At 68.1% G+C, this 15,552-nt stretch carries 18 protein-coding genes; 10 read left to right on the forward strand and 8 right to left on the reverse strand.

The features are described 5' to 3' along the window. Positions 1–55: 55 nt before the first annotated feature. The 6 genes from HRF36_RS09935 to HRF36_RS09960 form a co-directional block, all read right to left on the reverse strand. Positions 56–568, reverse strand: coding sequence for a hypothetical protein (locus tag HRF36_RS09935; RefSeq protein WP_173209342.1), 513 nt, complete (start codon positions 566–568; stop codon positions 56–58). Between the two features lie 134 nt (positions 569–702). Continuing rightward, complete coding sequence (locus tag HRF36_RS09940) at positions 703–972, reverse strand: hypothetical protein (protein ID WP_173209344.1); 270 nt, start codon at positions 970–972, stop codon at positions 703–705. A 124-nt stretch (positions 973–1,096) separates the two neighbouring features. Continuing rightward, a complete protein-coding gene (locus HRF36_RS09945) occupies positions 1,097–1,624 on the reverse strand; it encodes a hypothetical protein (protein ID WP_173209346.1) in 528 nt (175 codons plus the stop codon). A gap of 49 nt (positions 1,625–1,673) precedes the next feature. Continuing rightward, the gene (locus HRF36_RS09950) at positions 1,674–1,829 is read right to left on the reverse strand and encodes a hypothetical protein (protein ID WP_173209348.1); all 156 of its coding nucleotides are present in this window, start codon (positions 1,827–1,829) and stop codon (positions 1,674–1,676) included. A 47-nt stretch (positions 1,830–1,876) separates the two neighbouring features. Beyond that, positions 1,877–2,023, reverse strand: coding sequence for a hypothetical protein (locus HRF36_RS09955; protein WP_173209350.1), 147 nt, complete (start codon positions 2,021–2,023; stop codon positions 1,877–1,879). Between the two features lie 237 nt (positions 2,024–2,260). After that, positions 2,261–2,974 carry a hypothetical protein gene (locus tag HRF36_RS09960; protein WP_217271105.1) on the reverse strand — a complete coding sequence of 238 codons (714 nt, stop codon included), beginning with the start codon at positions 2,972–2,974 and terminating at the stop codon, positions 2,261–2,263. 658 nt (positions 2,975–3,632) lie between these two features. Here HRF36_RS09960 and HRF36_RS09965 point away from each other — a divergent pair. From HRF36_RS09965 to HRF36_RS09995, 7 genes are all read left to right on the forward strand, one after another. Then, positions 3,633–3,989 carry a hypothetical protein gene (locus tag HRF36_RS09965; protein WP_173209354.1) on the forward strand — a complete coding sequence of 119 codons (357 nt, stop codon included), beginning with the start codon at positions 3,633–3,635 and terminating at the stop codon, positions 3,987–3,989. Positions 3,990–4,141: 152 nt separating this feature from the next. Beyond that, on the forward strand, positions 4,142–4,639 hold the full coding sequence (locus tag HRF36_RS09970; RefSeq protein ID WP_173209356.1) for a helix-turn-helix transcriptional regulator: 498 nt from the start codon (positions 4,142–4,144) through the stop codon (positions 4,637–4,639). A gap of 172 nt (positions 4,640–4,811) precedes the next feature. After that, entirely contained in the window at positions 4,812–5,408 is a 597-nt protein-coding gene (locus HRF36_RS09975) for a TetR/AcrR family transcriptional regulator (RefSeq protein ID WP_173209358.1), read from the forward strand. An 81-nt stretch (positions 5,409–5,489) separates the two neighbouring features. Next, complete coding sequence (locus tag HRF36_RS09980; protein ID WP_173209360.1) at positions 5,490–6,272, forward strand: SDR family oxidoreductase; 783 nt, start codon at positions 5,490–5,492, stop codon at positions 6,270–6,272. Positions 6,273–6,300: 28 nt separating this feature from the next. Continuing rightward, positions 6,301–7,068 (forward strand): SDR family NAD(P)-dependent oxidoreductase, encoded by a 768-nt coding sequence (locus HRF36_RS09985; protein WP_173209362.1) that lies wholly within the window; start codon positions 6,301–6,303, stop codon positions 7,066–7,068. Between the two features lie 744 nt (positions 7,069–7,812). Next, on the forward strand, positions 7,813–9,279 hold the full coding sequence (locus HRF36_RS09990) for an Nramp family divalent metal transporter (RefSeq protein ID WP_217271106.1): 1,467 nt from the start codon (positions 7,813–7,815) through the stop codon (positions 9,277–9,279). Beyond that, positions 9,276–10,283 (forward strand): phosphoglycerate dehydrogenase, encoded by a 1,008-nt coding sequence (locus tag HRF36_RS09995; RefSeq protein ID WP_217271107.1) that lies wholly within the window; start codon positions 9,276–9,278, stop codon positions 10,281–10,283. Before HRF36_RS09990 ends, HRF36_RS09995 begins: the two co-directional genes overlap by 4 nt. Positions 10,284–10,295: 12 nt before the next feature. Here the strand turns inward: HRF36_RS09995 and HRF36_RS10000 are convergent, their stop codons facing one another. Next, positions 10,296–11,318 (reverse strand): LacI family DNA-binding transcriptional regulator, encoded by a 1,023-nt coding sequence (locus HRF36_RS10000; protein ID WP_173209364.1) that lies wholly within the window; start codon positions 11,316–11,318, stop codon positions 10,296–10,298. 271 nt (positions 11,319–11,589) lie between these two features. Between HRF36_RS10000 and HRF36_RS10005 the strand changes: the two genes are divergently transcribed. The 3 genes from HRF36_RS10005 (at position 11,590) to HRF36_RS10015 (ending at position 14,903) form a co-directional block, all read left to right on the forward strand. Next, positions 11,590–12,522: a carbohydrate ABC transporter permease gene (locus HRF36_RS10005; RefSeq protein WP_173209366.1), complete on the forward strand. Its 933-nt coding sequence runs from the start codon at positions 11,590–11,592 to the stop codon at positions 12,520–12,522. An 89-nt stretch (positions 12,523–12,611) separates the two neighbouring features. Beyond that, entirely contained in the window at positions 12,612–13,445 is an 834-nt protein-coding gene (locus tag HRF36_RS10010; RefSeq protein ID WP_043596471.1) for a carbohydrate ABC transporter permease, read from the forward strand. 129 nt (positions 13,446–13,574) lie between these two features. Beyond that, positions 13,575–14,903, forward strand: coding sequence for an ABC transporter substrate-binding protein (locus tag HRF36_RS10015; RefSeq protein ID WP_173209368.1), 1,329 nt, complete (start codon positions 13,575–13,577; stop codon positions 14,901–14,903). Positions 14,904–14,978: 75 nt separating this feature from the next. On the opposite strand, the gene HRF36_RS10020 is transcribed toward HRF36_RS10015, so the two are convergent. Further along, positions 14,979–15,476, reverse strand: a complete 498-nt coding sequence (locus HRF36_RS10020; RefSeq protein WP_217271108.1) for a GNAT family N-acetyltransferase — start codon at positions 15,474–15,476, stop codon at positions 14,979–14,981. Positions 15,477–15,552: the final 76 nt, after the last annotated feature.

Raw genomic sequence — 15,552 nt, forward strand, 5'->3', positions numbered from 1 at the left:
GGCGGGCCTGCTCCTGGTGCCCGGTGAAGGATACTGAACCGCGCGCTGGCTGCCCTTAGCGGTGCGCCCGCGTCAGGGCCTTTTCGATGTCTTCGGCAACTGCTCGCGGCTCTCCGGTCAGAAGGGTCACCGGATCACCGGTGTCCGTCTCGACGACAACCCATCGGCCGGACGCAAAGGCTCGGCCGTTGCCTGGCGTCACGGTCACGCTGTGGAGAGACTCTGTGGCCCATTCTTCGGCTGGCGCTCCTCGAAGGCGAGCGACCAGGCTCGGCCGGTATCGGAAACGCTGCGTCGACATGGAGAACTGGCCCGATAATCCCACTCCGCCCTTGGGCCGGATACGGCTGGCGACAGTTCCCCACAGCATTTCTTCTCCCGGGTGGACGGGGAGAGTTCGCCAGGAGCCCAGCGCCCGGAACTGCGCGACGTACGTTGTGCCGGCTGCTAGCCATACGACGAAGAGAACCACGCAGGCGATTCGGAACCCGCCGCGGTCCTCATTGAGTAGAAGAGACGAGAACACGAGCACCCCGATCGATCCCTGCAGGATCAACTGCGTCAGCATCGACTTGCGGAGGGTGCTTTCAGACCGGCCCCTAGGTGGTTCGACGCGACGTTGAGTCATGGCCACACCTTGTCACCTCGAGCCCGACGAGTTGCACGTCCAAGTGGCCTCGTGGAGTGTCCCATCGGCAATCCCTAGGAAGACTGGGGAGGTGTCGCCTCGACCCTCGATGGCTGGCGTACAGCACGGCGGTGCCTACCTGCCCACTTGGAGAAGAGGACGGCACCGACAAAGAGCGCGACAATGACGGCGACCAGCAGCGTCCAGCGCCAGGCGGCCGATCGATCGTCCTGGACGAAGTTGTAGAGCAGAATGCTCCCGCTGACCGCGACGAGCGCGTAACCCACCCCTGCGAGGCCTTCCCACCACAAGGGCTTAAGACGCGTTGGGATTGGGTCGTACATCGCTCGACCATAGGCGCATTCCTGGTGCCTCGATCCCTCAGCGCGAGCCCGATAGGGGCTTCCCTTGCGGGCCGCAGCTCGCAGGGCGTTTGGGGTAATGCGGGGCATCGGGCGTGCCGGTTTTTTAGCGGTTGGTGCGCGTCCAGACCGCAACGACGTTCTGGCCGCCGACCTGTCCCTGGCCGTACTGGAGGTAGCCCCGCCTCTCCGAAGAGACGACGATCGACTCGGCCCCGAGGTCCAGGAGCTCCTGCTCGACCTCCGTGGAGTACCCGGGGCTGTCCGGCAATTGCTCGATGACCCAGCCGTCGGGCACCTCGACGGCGCCCTCGACGTACTCGATACCCATGCCCAGCATCGAATGCTCCACGGCCCCTGAGGCGATGACCTTGGCCCCCTCGGGGAAATCCACCCTTGTCACGGCGCTGATGGTCTCGAGCGGCACGTCGTGGCAGCGCGTGGAGAAGGGGTTGCAGACGCCGTACTCGCCCGGCTCGTTTAGCTTCGTGTTCACCGCGATGATCGGCGCTGCCACGACACCCGCGACGATGAGCCCGATGACCAAGCACAGGCCGACGAGCAGAAGCAGCTGCCGGCCGAGGCGGGGCGGGGCGTACTCGTCCATCTGCTCATCCTCGATGACTGCGACCACGGACGCGTCCGTCTGGCGCCCGAGAGGGGTGCGCCCTGCGGATGACTCGTCAGACGGAAGTGTCCCAGGTGAGGAAGACCACCCCGACGAGGATCGGCACCAGGGAGAGCAGCGCGATGATCACGCCACCGACGACGCTCGCTGCGCGCTTGTCCATCGCCAGCCAGATGCCGCCGACTACGCCGAGAGCGCCGACGATGATCAAGGTCGGGAGAACGCCACAGGGGTCCTTTCGAGAGCGTCGATGACCAGCTAAGAGATGGAGATGCCCGGCTCGACCGTCACCAGCAGCACCACAGCACCGAGCAGAAGCGGTACCAGCGATCCGATGACGATCACTACGCTGGCGGCGACGCTGATCTTCGTACTGACGACCGCGCGATTCCGAATGAGGAACACGCCGGCACAGAGGCCGATGAGGCCTGCGGTAAGGCACACGAGCGCGAGGGGTGCGGTGCAGATCCTGTCATGAGATGGCTCGTCGATCGCTTCAGAGGCTGTCCCAGATGGAGATCCCTGACGCGGAACCTGAGCGACCCCAGGAACCCCGCCATTCACAGCGAGGTCTGGGCTGCGTCCGCAACCTAGCCGTACATCGGCTTCGCGCCTAGTGCGCGTTGGAGGATCGATGACCGGTCAGCGGTCGTGATCTCGTCGTAGAGCGTCGATCACGGTTGTCGCGTCGTCGGTTGCGAAGCGCAGCTCCGTCACGCGATGGGCCTTCGAGCGGGGTGAGGCGTTCAGGCGAAGCGAAACCGGTGCGCTGAGGGTGACCGCGATGTTGCATCCCGCGAGGGTTGCGATGCGCGCTCTCGTTCCCTCAACTGCCGGGGACGTCGTCGTCCCGTCGTGATGCACGCGGGCCGACGCGATGTCCTTTCGGGGCACCGTAGCGACGACATGGTGGCCCGTGCGGATGACGAGGTCGGTCTCGGTCAGATAATGCGGGTGCTGCCACCTGACAGCAATGAAACCGAGCAACAAGACGACACCGTAGACACTCAGTGCCGTCAGCGCTGTGGCGAGAGCCGGGTACGGGAGAACGAGGTGGAGCACCGCGATCTCGACGCCGCTTGCCGCGATGAAGGCCGCCGGGAGAACCAACGTCCCGTTCTTCGCAGGCACAGGCAGCGCGCCGATCGGAACCGTCGGAGGTCGTCGCCGCGCCACCCACGCTAGGGCTCGAAGGGCCGCGACCTCGTGCCCGATGGCACGCGCGATGGGAGCAGGTGGGAGCGCTCGGGCGATGCGCTGCCAGCCAGCCCGGAGGGGCTCACCCCGGCGGCGGAGGATGACCCCGGTGACGAGCAACGTCATCCACAGGAGATCGAGCTCGAGCAGGAGCAGCACGAAACTGGCCTCGCTGTGCCCCGTCGACCTCGTTGCGATCATGGACGCCGCCGTCAGGGCCATCAGGATGAGTCCGCACCTGGCGGCTCGGCTACCCGTGACAACTGCCCCTTGCATGTCATCAGAGTAAGAAGCGCGGCACCGGGGCGCATCCCCAGAATGGGCTAGATCTCCTCGAGAGGCGCCCGGTAGCTCAGGCCGTAGGCAAGGCCAAACCTGCGAGAACAAGCGTGGCCACGGACTGGCTGAGCTGAGCCCACCAGGGGCGTTGTTCCGTCGATCAAGCGGGTCGCGATCGGGGTCGGTGTCGTTGCCCTCCGGGTCAACTTTCTTCGTAGCTCCGCCCCCAAGGGATGACTGCGGCCGAGGTCACGGCAGAGATCGAGGGCGCAAACATAGGCCCCATCCTGGGTTCCTTCTCCGACCCCCGATTCGTCTATGCCAACGCCACACTGAACGGGCTGACCGTGCACGTCGTCGGCAGCTACTGGTGAGCCTGCGCCGAAGACCATGAGTCGGCCGCCGTCTCCGTGTGCGGCAAGGTCCACGACGATCTCAGGCCCGGACTGTGATGTCCGGTGTGTGTGAGGGCGGGGAGCATGTGGGTGACAGCCCTCGGGCTAGTCATTAGCGTGGGACGTCAGAGGGGGATTTTTTCATGACCGTTTGGACTGTGATCGCATTTGCCGCTGTCGCGGCCGCCGCACTCGCGCTGTTGGCGCCGCACGCCCGCACGAGTCCTATCGAGGCGCTGCGCCTGTTCAGGTTGCAGGCCGTCGACACTGATGCATCACGTCGTGCCGCCACCTGGGCCCTGACCCCCCTTGCGGCACTGTCGATCTGCGTGAGCCTCATTGGTCTCGCCGTGAACCGTGGTGGGCCAGGCTCCGGAGTGACGTCCTTCGTTGCGCTGCTCCTCGCCGGCGCTGCACTGGCCGCCGGCCATGTCGCTGCGCTTCGCGCCAGAAAGGTTGAGACGTCCCGTTCTCACCGGCGGAGTGATCTCGCCCGATAGAGGATCGCTGATCGGACCCACTCTGTGACCGCTGGCTGCGGCTGCGGTGGCGATCGGGACCAGCGTCTCGAGGTGATCTGTCGTGAAGGTGTCAGGTGCGTGTCGGGTCGATGTCGTGGACCCTGGGGCTGCGCGTTCTTAGTGTGAGGTGCATGAACGAGACACGCATCGTCGATCTTCGAACCCAGATGGGTTGGACCCAGGAGCGCCTCGCAGACGAGAGCGGCGTGACGGTCCGCACCGTCCAGAGGCTCGAGGCGGGCAACGACGGGAGCCTCGACACGCTGTCGCGAGTGGCGAAGGCGTTCGGTGTCCCGGTTCGTGATCTCTTCGTCACTGTCGCCGAGGACGACTACGGCCGCTCGGTCGCCGCCCTCGACGAGCGGACGACTCGCCAGCAGGAACGGCGGGGCCGTGTCGAGGAGGGCTTCCGGGCTCTGTACTACGGGGTGGGCGTTCTCTTCACCATCGCCGTCGTCGTCGCAGTCGCCACCGACGTCGTGCCGAACGTCGCGATCTTCTCGATTCCCGCCTACTGGGTCGCCGGGTGGCTGCTGTCGATGTTCTTGTTCCTCGTCGTCCTCAGCCCTCGCCTGGACCGCGCCTTTCCTCTCTCCCGTGCCGCCACGGACGAGGTGTCGAGCAGGTAGACACAGCGTCTGATAGGGAATCGCTGAGCGAACGCCTTGGCCAGCCGGCCCCGCCCAGCCAGCCCGGTCCGTCTCGCGTTCGCCTCTTCGTCTTCGATCCCCTCACGCATGCCCCGTCCAGTCCAAGCAGCGACTTTTCCGACAGTTGCATGAAAAGTCGTAGGATGGAGCCGTGCAGAACAGCCCACCGGAACGAGCGACGGACCCCCGACCCGCGCGGACGCGTGCTGCGATCGTCGGTGCCGTCGAGAAGCTCGTCGCCGACCCGCAGGGTGAGATCACGGTCAACGCCGTCGCGAGGGCGGCTGGGGTGAGCCGCAGCTCGTTCTATGCCCAGTTCGCTGACCTCGACGACCTTGCCGTGGCGATGCTGGTCGACACGTTCCGCGACATCGGGCTCGACGACCTCGAGGGGCGCAAAGCTCCGGATGCAGACCTCTGGACGTTGGCGCGCGCGTCGAACCGTCGGCTTGTCGCTCACATCGGCCAGCGCTCTGCCTTCTACCGGGCATCGCTCGAGTGGCGCCTCTCGGGTCGCGTCCACGAGAGCGTCGTCTCCGCCTATGCGCAACAGGTGCTCGCCACCATGGCCGCCCTCGGCGAACGCGTCCCGGCGCACGTCGTCCACGAAGATGCCGCGCGGTTCGTTGCCGGGGGCGCCATCGCCCTGCTCACCGGCTGGCTGCGCGACGACGCCCCGGCCGGACAGGACGCGATGGCCGAACGCCTGGTGGCCGTCATGCCGGACTGGCTGGTCGGAACCGCCTAACCCACCGCTTCTCCGCCGGCCTCGGCGGAGCTCGCGCGCCTCCCCGGTGCGCTGACGTCAACGACGACGAAAGGGAACACCATGAGCAGGACCTACGTGATCACCGGAACCGCATCCGGCATCGGCAAGGCCACCGCCGAACGACTCCGGGCCGACGGCCACACCGTGATCGGGGTCGACATCAAGGACGCCGACATCACCGTCGACCTCAGCACCGACGACGGCCGTACGGCGCTCGTCCGAGAGGTCGAGCAGCGCGCCGGCACCATCGACGGCGTCATCGCCGTGGCCGGCCTCGTCGCGGCGAGCCCCGTCACCGTCGGGGTCAACTACTTCGGCGCCGTCGCCACGCTCGAGGGACTCCGCCCACTGCTCGCCAGCTCAGACGCCCCGCGCGCCGTGGTCGTGGCATCGCTCGCGGCCCTCGAGGAGGTCGACGACGCCCTCTACGAGCGCCTCATCGCCGATGACGAGCCCGGTGCGCGGGCCGAGGCGGAGCGGATCGGCACGACGACGAACGCCGCCGGGTCGAGCGACATCTACTCCACCACCAAGAAGGCCATCGCCCAGTGGGTCCGCACCCATGCCGCGGACGGGGACTGGGCCGGTGCTGGCATCGCCCTGAACGCCGTTGCCCCCGGCGTCATCGAGACGCCCATGACCGCCGCTGCGCTGCAGACCGCAGAAGGGCGGGCGGCCCTCGACGCCGGCGCGCCGTCGCCCCTCAACGGCCCCGCCGCCCCTCCCGCGGCACCCGCGGCCCTCCTCGCCTGGCTCACCAGCGCGGAGAACACGCACGTCACCGGTCAGATCGTCTTCATCGACGGAGGCGCGGAGAGCATCCGCCGCCCGAACCTCATCTGACCCCCTCGCGACAGGAAGAAGGAACGACATGGCACGACTCAGCGACAAGGTCGCCATCATCACCGGCGCCGCCAGCGGCATGGGACTCGCCGGAGCCCAGCTATTCGCACAAGAGGGCGCCACGGTCGTCCTGACCGACGTCTCCGAGGAGGCGCTGCAGCGAGAGGCCGCCGCGATCCGTGACCGAGGCGGCCGGGCCACCGCGATCGTGCTCGACGTCACGTCGCCCGATTCGTGGGCGGCCGTCGTCGACCAGGTGGTCACGGAGCACGGGCGCGTCGACGTGCTCGTCAACAACGCCGGCATCCACATCGCCAAGGGCATCCTCGAGGCCGAGCTCGACGACTGGAACAAGGTCATGGCCGTGAACACCACCGGCGTCTGGCTCGGCATGAAGTCCGTCATCCCGCACATGCAGCGACAGGGCGCCGGGTCGATCGTGAACGTCTCCTCCATCGCCGCGATCGTCGGCGGTGTCGCGGACGCTGGAGGCGCGGCCTACTCCGCCTCGAAGGGCGCCGTCCGCTCCCTGACAAAGCACGCCGCCCAGTGGTTCGGCGGAGACGGCATCCGGGTCAACTCCATCCACCCCGGCTCGGTCTTCACTGGTCTAGCCGCTGCCGCGGGCATGACGATGGAGACCATGGCAGAGCAGCTCGGCGGTGAGGTGCCCTTGCCGCCTCACGTCGGCGAACCGAACGACATCGGCTACGGGATGCTCTACCTCGCCTCCGATGAGGCCAAGTACGTCACCGGTGAGGAACTCGTCATCGACGGCGGCTGGACGACACACTAGGCCACTCGGAAGCAACCCTCGGTTAGGTGGATGTCGTGGCCTGCTGACAAATTCAGAACGGCCGACCCTGGAGCGGGGCCGGCCGTTCTGTGTTCCGATAGGGGATTCCTGACGGGGAATCTGAGTGAACCCAGGAACCTCGCCATCAGCGGGGTCTGAGCTGCGTCCGCAACCCAGCTGTACATCGGCTTCGCGACTAGTGCCCGTTCAAGGCTCGTCTCTCGGGCCTGGAACGTCATGGGCGGCCGGTGACAGCGTTGACTAACGCTGCGCGTAGCTCGTCGGGTGTGGACAGGTCGATCGATTCGTCATTGAGGACAATCGTGGGTGTCGCCTCGACGCCGGTCGGGCGCTAGGCCGGGCCCGGGAGTGCCAGGAGTGCGACCGCGAGCAGAGTCGCCACCGCTCCCAGCGCGATGATCGCCACGCCGGGCACGGCGCTGCCGTCGTCTCGCCGACGGACGATCAGGACGCCGCCGACGATACCGACGAGCCCGAGGGCGAGAAGGGTGATCGAGAACGCAATGAAGGACCTTCCGGGTGGTGGTGGCCGGGGAGCCGAGCGATGCGCGGCGGATGTCGCCGCTCGAGCCTAGGTGACGCGAGAGGGGGTGTGACGACGCACGGCCGGGGCCGGCGCTGCACGTTCAACTTGACGTTATCGCGCAGATCACGCATGGGTATTTGCGCGTACCGCGCAGGTCATGACATGCTCGATCGATTCCGACTGTCAAGGGAGACACCGTGAACACGAGCCAGAACGGCCCGCCGACGACCGACCTGCCCCCCACCGTCGCGGCCGACGCGACGTCACGGCCCGTCCCGTCCGGCGACGTGCGTGACCCGTACGCACTGCGTCCCGAGGACGTGGCGGCGTCTCCCGGCACGTTCCTCCAGCGGTTCCGCTACCTGGGGCCGGGCCTGATCCTCTCGGCGGCCGTCGTCGGCTCGGGCGAGCTGATCACGACGACGGCGCTGGGCTCGAAGGCCGGCTTCGTCCTGCTCTGGCTCGTCATCGTCAGCACGGGCGTGAAGGTCTGGGTGCAGATGGAACTCGCGCAGTGGGCGATCCTCCACGGCAAGACCGCGCTGCAGGGCTTCAGCGAGGTCGGACCCCGGACGGGTCGCGGCGGGTGGATCAACTTCTTGTGGATCCTGATGGACTTCGCCAAGGTGCTCCAACGCGGCGGCATCATCGGTGGTGCCGTGGCGTGTCTCTCGATCATGGTGCCGGTGGCGGGCGAGCCTCTCAGCACCCCGTCCCTCTGGTTCTGGACGGTCGTGGTGCTCGTGGCCGCGGTGACGCTGATGCTCTCCGGCCGCTACGGCATGGTCGAGCGGATCTCGCTGGTGTCGGTCGTGCTCTTCACGCTCATCACGGTGGCTCTCGCGGTCGGCTTGCCCCTCACCCCGTTCGGCTACGACGGGGGTGACCTCGCGACCGGCCTCACGTTCGCACTCCCGGCCGGTGCGATCGGCTTCGCCATCGCCATGTTCGGCATCACCGGCGTCGGTGCCGACGAGATGACGACCTACACCTACTGGTGCCTCGAGAAGGGATACGCCCGCTGGACCGGGCCCGACGACGGCACCGAGGAGCGCGCCCGCCGAGCCGAGGGCTGGATCAAGGTCATGCGGCTCGACGTGCTCGTCTCCTGGGTGATCTGCACGCTCTGCACCCTGTCGTTCTACGTGATCGGCGCCGCCGTGCTGAACCCTCAGGGTCTGGTCCCCGAGGGCAACCAGATGATCGTGACCCTGTCGCGGATGTACTCCGACACCCTCGGCACGGCCGGCTACTGGGTGTTCCTGGTCGGGGTGTTCTTCGTCCTGTTCTCGACGCTCGTCGCCTCGACGGCGTCCGTGCCCCGGCTGTGGTCCAACACGCTCGCGATCCTGGGCTTCTACCGCTGGGAGGACGTCACGACGCGACTCCGGATCATCCGGGTGCTCACCGTCGTCATGCCGGTCATCTGGGCCGCGAGCTTCCTCGTGATCAAGTCGCCCGTGCTGATGGTCCAGATCGGCGGGGTCGCCGGGGGCGTGTTCCTGCTCGCGGTGGTGATCGCCGTCTGGAAGCTGCGCCGCTCGGTGCCGCGGCGGTTCCGCCGCTCGGCCTTCTGGACGATCGCCCTCACCTTCAGCAGCATCGCGGTCGCCGCGGTCGGCGTCTACACGGTGCTCACCGTCGTCGGCGTGGAGTTCTCGTGAGCGGGGTCGAGACCACGCGTCCCGAGCGGGCGGGGTCGACGGGTGCGCCCCGCGTGCTCGTGACCACGCCGAGCTTCGGTCAGCAGTCGCCGAGACCGTGGGAGGCGCTGGTCGCCGCCGACCTGGAGGTCTGCCTTCCCGAGGGGACGCACCCGCTCTCGGCCCCCGACCTCGCGGCGGAACTGGCCCGCACCGGTGCCCAGGCGGTCGTCGTCGGGCTCGACGCCGTCGACGCGTCGGTCTTCGCCGCCGCGCCGGCCCTGCGTGTCGTCGCCAAGCACGGCGTCGGCGTCGACAACATCGACCTGGATGCCGCACGCGCGGCCGGGGTCGTCGTCGTGAACGCCCCCGGCAGCAACTCGGGGGCGGTCGCCGACCTCGCCCTCGGGGCGATGCTCGCGCTCGCCCGGCACCTGGTGCCCGCCCACGCGTCGATGATCGCCGGTCGGTGGGATCGCTTCCCCGGCGTGGAGCTGACGGGCCGGACGCTCGGCCTCGTGGGTTTCGGACGCATCGGGCAGGCGGTCGCCCGCCGCGCCTCCGGATTCGACATGGACGTCGTGGCCTTCGACCCGTTCGTGCCGACCGAGGTGTCGGACGCCGCCGGGGTGCGCCGCGCCTCCCTCGACGAGGTCGTCACGGGCTCGGACTTCGTCAGCTTGCACCTGCCGGGCACCCCCGGTGCGGCACCACTCGTCGGCGCCCGTCTGATCGAGGGCATGCGCCCCGGCGCGTACTTCGTCAACGCGGCCCGCGGTGGACTCGTCGACGAGGAGGCGCTGGTCGCCGCCCTGCGCGACGGTCGTCTCGCGGGCGCCGCCCTCGACGCCTTCGCCCAGGAGCCGCCCGGGGCCGACGACCCGCTCGTCACCGCACCCAACGTGCTGCTCACCCCGCACATCGGCGCGTTCACGGACGTCGCCAACGCCGCCATGGGCGTCTCCGTGGCCGAGGACGTCGCCCGGGTGCTCGCCGGGCAGCCCGCTCGGAACGTGGTCGCCTGAGCAGGGACCGGATCAGGCGCTCTCGCGCCACATGATCTCGGTCGGCAGCAGCAGCCCGGTGCGTGTCTCGTCGGTGCCGCCGAGCTGGTCGAGGACCTGGCGGGCAGCCCGCCGGCCCAGTTCTTCGGCGGGCTGACGCACGGTCGACAGCGGAGGCATGCAGCGCAGCGCCCACGAGCTGTCGTCGAAGCCGACGATGCCGAGGTCGCCGGGCACCGAGATGCCCCGGCGGTGGAGCACGTCGAGGGCCCCCGCGGCGACGGCGTCCGACGCGGCGAAGACCCCGTCGACCCGGGCGTCCCGCTCGAGCAGCTCGGTCATGCCGTCGACGCCGGCCGCGTAGCTGTAGAACGGGTGACGCACCACGAGGTCCGGGTCGTAGCCGTCGCCGAGCGCTGCCCGGAAGCCTGCGAGGCGGTCCTCGCCCGAGTCGCGGTCGAGCCCCGAGGCGAGCATGCCGATCCGGGTGCGCCCCGTCGACACGAGTCGGCGCACGATCGCCTCGGCGGCGGCCTGGTTGTCGATTCCGATGAACGGGATGTCGGGGGCGTCGCTCGGGTGGCCCACGAACGAGGCGGCCAGCCCGAGTTCGGCTACGGCCTGCGAGATGGGGTCGCCGGTCCGTGCGGACAAGATGATCGCCCCGTCGACGAAGCCACCGCGCAGGTACTCGACCACGCGGTCGCTGTCGCGCTGGGAGTCGATCATCAGCGTGACGAGCTGATGGTCGGCCTGCGACAGGACGGCGTTGGTGCCGATCAAGATGTTGCCGATGTTCGGGTCGTCGAGTACGACCGAATGCGGTTCGTGGACGATCAGGGCGATGGCCCGTGATCGTTGGGTCACGAGGTTGCGCGCGGCCGCGTTGCGGACGTAGCCCACCTTGGCGACGGCGGCCTCGACGGCCTCGCGTGCCTGGTGCGACACGTACGGCTCGTTGTTCAGCACGCGCGACACGGTGCCCCGGGAGATGCCGGCCTCGGCGGCCACGTCGTGGATCGTGGCACGCCGACGCGGAGATCTCGGACCGGGCATGTCGGTCACCCTAGCGGAGGCGGAGACGCTCGGGACCGTCGCCTCGCGGCGAAGGGACGACGACCGGTTGGGTAACCGAACGATCACGGAAGGCCTCTCCGCTTTGACAAACCAGCGGCCGTGGGCTTAGCTCTGTGAACGTTCCCAGAAAGTGCTCGTCGATTCGTCGGGTCGCCGTCTGGGAACGATCACAGAAACTCTGTGAACCTTCGCCGTCGAGGGGCCTCCGGCCGTTCGTGAAGGACACCCGCCGAAGAAGCCGAGGCCTCGTGTGACCCAGACTCCTGCCGAGACCGCCGTCGTCGCGCGGCGATCCACACGCTCGACGAGAGCGCGGAAGCCGTTCCGGTACCGCAAGGCGATCGCACTCTTCATCGTCCCCTTCGCGGCCCTCTTCACGGCGTTCTACCTGACGCCGATCCTCTACGCCGTCTTCCAGTCGCTGCAGAAGGTCGAACGCGAGGGCACGTTCGGCGCGCCGACCCAGGTCTTCGGCGGCCTCTCGCAGTACGCGTTGGTCTTCCAGAACGCCGAGTTCTGGTCATCGATCGGCCGGGTGTTGCTCTTCGGCGTCGTCCAGGTCCCGGTGATGCTGCTGCTCGCCCTGCTCTTCGCGCTGCTGCTCGACTCGCCACTGCTCCGCGGCAAGCGCTTCTTCCGCCTCGCGTTCTTCGCCCCGTACGCCGTGCCCGGCGTCATCGCGGCGATCATGTGGGGCTACCTCTACTCACCGAGCCTCTCGCCGTTCTCGGCCGTCACGTCGCGGGCCGGTCTGCTCGACGGCGGCACGGTGCTCTGGGCCGTGGCCAACGTCGTCACCTGGGTGTTCGTCGGGTACAACATGCTCATCATCTACTCGTCGCTGCTCGCGATCCCCACGGAGATCTACGAGGCGGCTCGGCTCGACGGGGCCTCGCAGTGGCGCATCGCCGTCTCGATCAAGATCCCCTTGGTCGTCCCGGCGATCGTGTTGACCGCCGTCTTCTCGGTCATCGGCACCCTGCAACTGCTGACCGAACCGCTCGTCTTCCGCCAGTTCACGTCGACCATCTCGTCGACCTTCACGCCGAACATGCTCGTCTACTCGACGTCGTCGGTGCCCAACTTCAACCTCGCGGCGGCATTCAGTGTCGTCCTCGCGGTCGCCACGTTCATCCTCTCGATCGGATTCCTCCGGTTGACCCAGCGGAAGGCCGACCAGTGACCGTCGACGCTCCCATCCGTCCCGCCCAGTCGTTCGACGACGCGACGCCCCCTTCTCGCCGACGTGGCGGAGGGCCCCGCGAGAGCGTGATGTCGCGCACGGCCGCCATGGTGATCATGGGCGCCTTCACGCTGTACTTCCTCGTGCCGATCTTCTGGCTGCTGGTGTCGTCGACGAAAACGCTCGACAACTTCAACTCGAGCGCCGCCCTGTGGTTCTCGCCGACCTCTGCTCAGGACTTCGTCGGGAACGTCGGCCGGCTGTTCACCTACAACGACGGCATCTTCCCGCGGTGGATGCTCAACAGCATCGTCTACGCGACGGTCGCCGGCGCGCTCGGCACGATCTTGTCGGCGATGTGCGGTTACGCCTTGGCCAAGTACCGCTTCTGGGGTCGAGAGGCCCTGTTCAACATCTTCCTGGGTGGTGTGCTCGTGCCGGCTACGGCTCTGGCGCTCCCTCTCTTCCTGATCTTCAGCAAGGTCGAACTGACCGACACCTTCTGGGCGGTCTTCCTGCCCAGCATCGTGAGCCCGTTCGGTGTGTACCTCAGTCGCATCTACGCGGCGTCGAGCGTGCCCGACGAGATCGTCGAGGCCGCCCGCATCGACGGCTCGAGCGAGCTGCGCACCTTCTTCACGGTGGCGATCCGGTTGATGTCGCCGGCGCTCGTGACGGTGTTCCTGTTCCAGTTCGTCGCGATCTGGAACAACTTCTTCCTGCCCCTGGTGATGCTGCGCTCGCAGGAGCTCTTCCCCGTGACCCTCGGCCTCTACACCTGGAACTCCAACGTGAGCCAGTACCCCGAACTGCGCACCCTGGTGCTCGTCGGCGCCTTGGTCTCGATCGTCCCCCTGCTCGTCGCCTTCCTCAGCCTGCAGCGCTTCTGGCGCAGCGGCCTGGGGTCCGGCGGCCTCAAGTAGCCGTCCCCTTCCCGCTCGTCCCGTCCTGATCCACCGACCCGCACCTCCTCGACCTCCACTCCGCAAGGCAACGACGTCGTTCCCTCCCGTGGCCGGCCCCTCCGGCTCCGCACTCCGATTGGAAACCAGATGAAGAAATCCCGAGTCCTCACGATCGCGGCAGCAGCCGTGGTCTCGACCATCGCCCTAGCCGGATGCAGCTCCGGCAGTGGGGCCGACGGCGCCTCCGGCGACTCCGCCTCGTGCGAGGCGTCCTCCGGCAAGGTCACCCTGAACTTCACGACCTGGGTGCCGAACATGGACAAGGTCGTCGCCCTCTGGAACGAGGAGAACCCCGACATCCAGGTCAAGGTCTCGATCGTGCCGAACGGCAACAGCGGCACCTACCAGAACTTCTTCAACCAGCTGCAGGCCGGCAACGCCCCCGACATCGGCCAGGTCGAGTACGACACCCTGCCCGCCTTCCGCGTGCAGGACGGCCTCGCGAACATCGCCTCGTGCGAGGGCGTCTCCGCCGCGAAGGCCGACTACTCCGACGGCCTCTGGAACCAGGTCACCTTCGGCGAGGACGACTCCGTCTACGCCATCCCGCAGGACTCCGGTCCCATGGCGCTGTACTACCGCAAGGACCTCTTCGAGCAGGCCGGCCTCGACGTCCCCACCACGTGGGAGCAGTACGCCGAGGACGCCGTGAACATCAAGGAGCTGGGCGGCAGCATCACCAACTTCGCCAAGGGCGACGTGAACCAGTTCGCCGGTCTGGTCTCTCAGGCCGGTGGCCAGTGGTTCGACACCGCCAACGGCACCTGGAAGGTCGACATGGGCGACGAGGCCTCGACCAAGGTCGCCGACTACTGGCAGGACCTCATCTCGAAGGACCTCGTCACGACCCTGCCGAGCTTCACCGACGAGTGGAACAACGCGTACAACACCGACCAGGACTGGACCTGGGTCTCGGCCGTCTGGGGTGCCAACACCATCTCGAGCGGCGCCCCCGACACGTCGGGCAAGTGGGCCGTCGCACCCATGCCGCAGTGGAAGGACGGCGAGTCCGCGTCGGCCGCCTGGGGCGGATCGTCGAACGTCGTCTTCAAGGGCAGCGAGCACCCCGCCGAGGCGTCGAAGTTCCTCGTGTGGCTGAACACCTCGACCGAGTCGCTCGAGGCGCTGAACAAGGAGGCCAACCTCTACCCGGCCTCCACGACCGGTGCCGACCTGCCGGCCCTGACCTCGGGCGTCGAGTTCTACGGCGACCAGGCCATCTACGAGGACTTCGCGAAGGCTGCCGAGAACATCCAGCCCTTCACCTGGGGCCCGACGATGACGCAGACCTACAGCGACATCTCGGATGGTTTCGGGGCGGCCGCCTCGGGTGACGGCACCCTGCTCGACGCTCTGACGTCGGGCCAGGAGAAGACCGTGGCCGCGATGAAGGCCCAGTCGATCACCGTCGAGTAGTAGCGACCACCCGAGGAGGTGCGGTGTCGGTTCTGCCGGCACCGCACCTCCTTCTCGTCCGGGCGGGGGCGTCGGTCACGCGGCGTCCGGTGCGGTGTCGCCGACCAGCGTGCGCCCGAGCGACACCGTGCCGGCGTCGTCGGCGTAGTGGCCGTACGCGGCGATCGGCCGGTACCCCGCCGATTCGTAGAGGCGGATCGCGGTGTCGTGGGCCACGTTGGTCTCGATCACCATCGCGGTGACGCCGGCGGCCGCGGCCGACCGTTCGAGCCAGTGCAACACGAGCCGGGACAGCCCTCGCCCGCGCCGGTCGGGACGGACGTACATGCGCTTCAGCTCGGCCCGACCGTCGGGCAGCAGGCGCCAGGCTCCCAGGGCCACGGGCTCGCCGGTCGCGTAGGCCACGGCGAACGTGCCTCTCGGCAGCTCGAACTCGGAGCGGTCGATGGGGCTGTCGTCGCGCCCGCCGTAGATCTCGACGTACAGCTCTTGCAGCCCCTCGACGAGCAGCTGCACGTCGGGATGGTCGTAGGGGCGGGGTTCGATGCTCGTCGCGGGCGCCGGAGTGGTCACCGGACCATCTTCGCCCATCGTCGGAGGTCGGGCTCGGTCTGGTGGGGGCGGCCCGGTGCGGGGCGAGGCGGCGTAT

It is taken from the genome of Frigoribacterium sp. VKM Ac-2836 (genome assembly GCF_013248995.1).
Classification (GTDB): domain Bacteria; phylum Actinomycetota; class Actinomycetes; order Actinomycetales; family Microbacteriaceae; genus Frigoribacterium.

Bases quoted from the DNA above. Each gene is read 5' to 3' on its own strand.
- HRF36_RS09935 (WP_173209342.1), bottom strand. From the start codon at position 568: ATGCTGACGCAGTTGATCCTGCAGGGATCGATCGGGGTGCTCGTGTTC.
- HRF36_RS09940 (WP_173209344.1), bottom strand. From the start codon at position 972: ATGTACGACCCAATCCCAACGCGTCTTAAGCCCTTGTGGTGGGAAGGC.
- HRF36_RS09965 (WP_173209354.1), top strand. From the start codon at position 3,633: ATGACCGTTTGGACTGTGATCGCATTTGCCGCTGTCGCGGCCGCCGCA.
- HRF36_RS09970 (WP_173209356.1), top strand. From the start codon at position 4,142: ATGAACGAGACACGCATCGTCGATCTTCGAACCCAGATGGGTTGGACC.
- HRF36_RS09980 (WP_173209360.1), top strand. From the start codon at position 5,490: ATGAGCAGGACCTACGTGATCACCGGAACCGCATCCGGCATCGGCAAG.
- HRF36_RS09985 (WP_173209362.1), top strand. From the start codon at position 6,301: ATGGCACGACTCAGCGACAAGGTCGCCATCATCACCGGCGCCGCCAGC.
- HRF36_RS10000 (WP_173209364.1), bottom strand. From the start codon at position 11,318: ATGCCCGGTCCGAGATCTCCGCGTCGGCGTGCCACGATCCACGACGTG.
- HRF36_RS10010 (WP_043596471.1), top strand. From the start codon at position 12,612: ATGTCGCGCACGGCCGCCATGGTGATCATGGGCGCCTTCACGCTGTAC.
- HRF36_RS10015 (WP_173209368.1), top strand. From the start codon at position 13,575: ATGAAGAAATCCCGAGTCCTCACGATCGCGGCAGCAGCCGTGGTCTCG.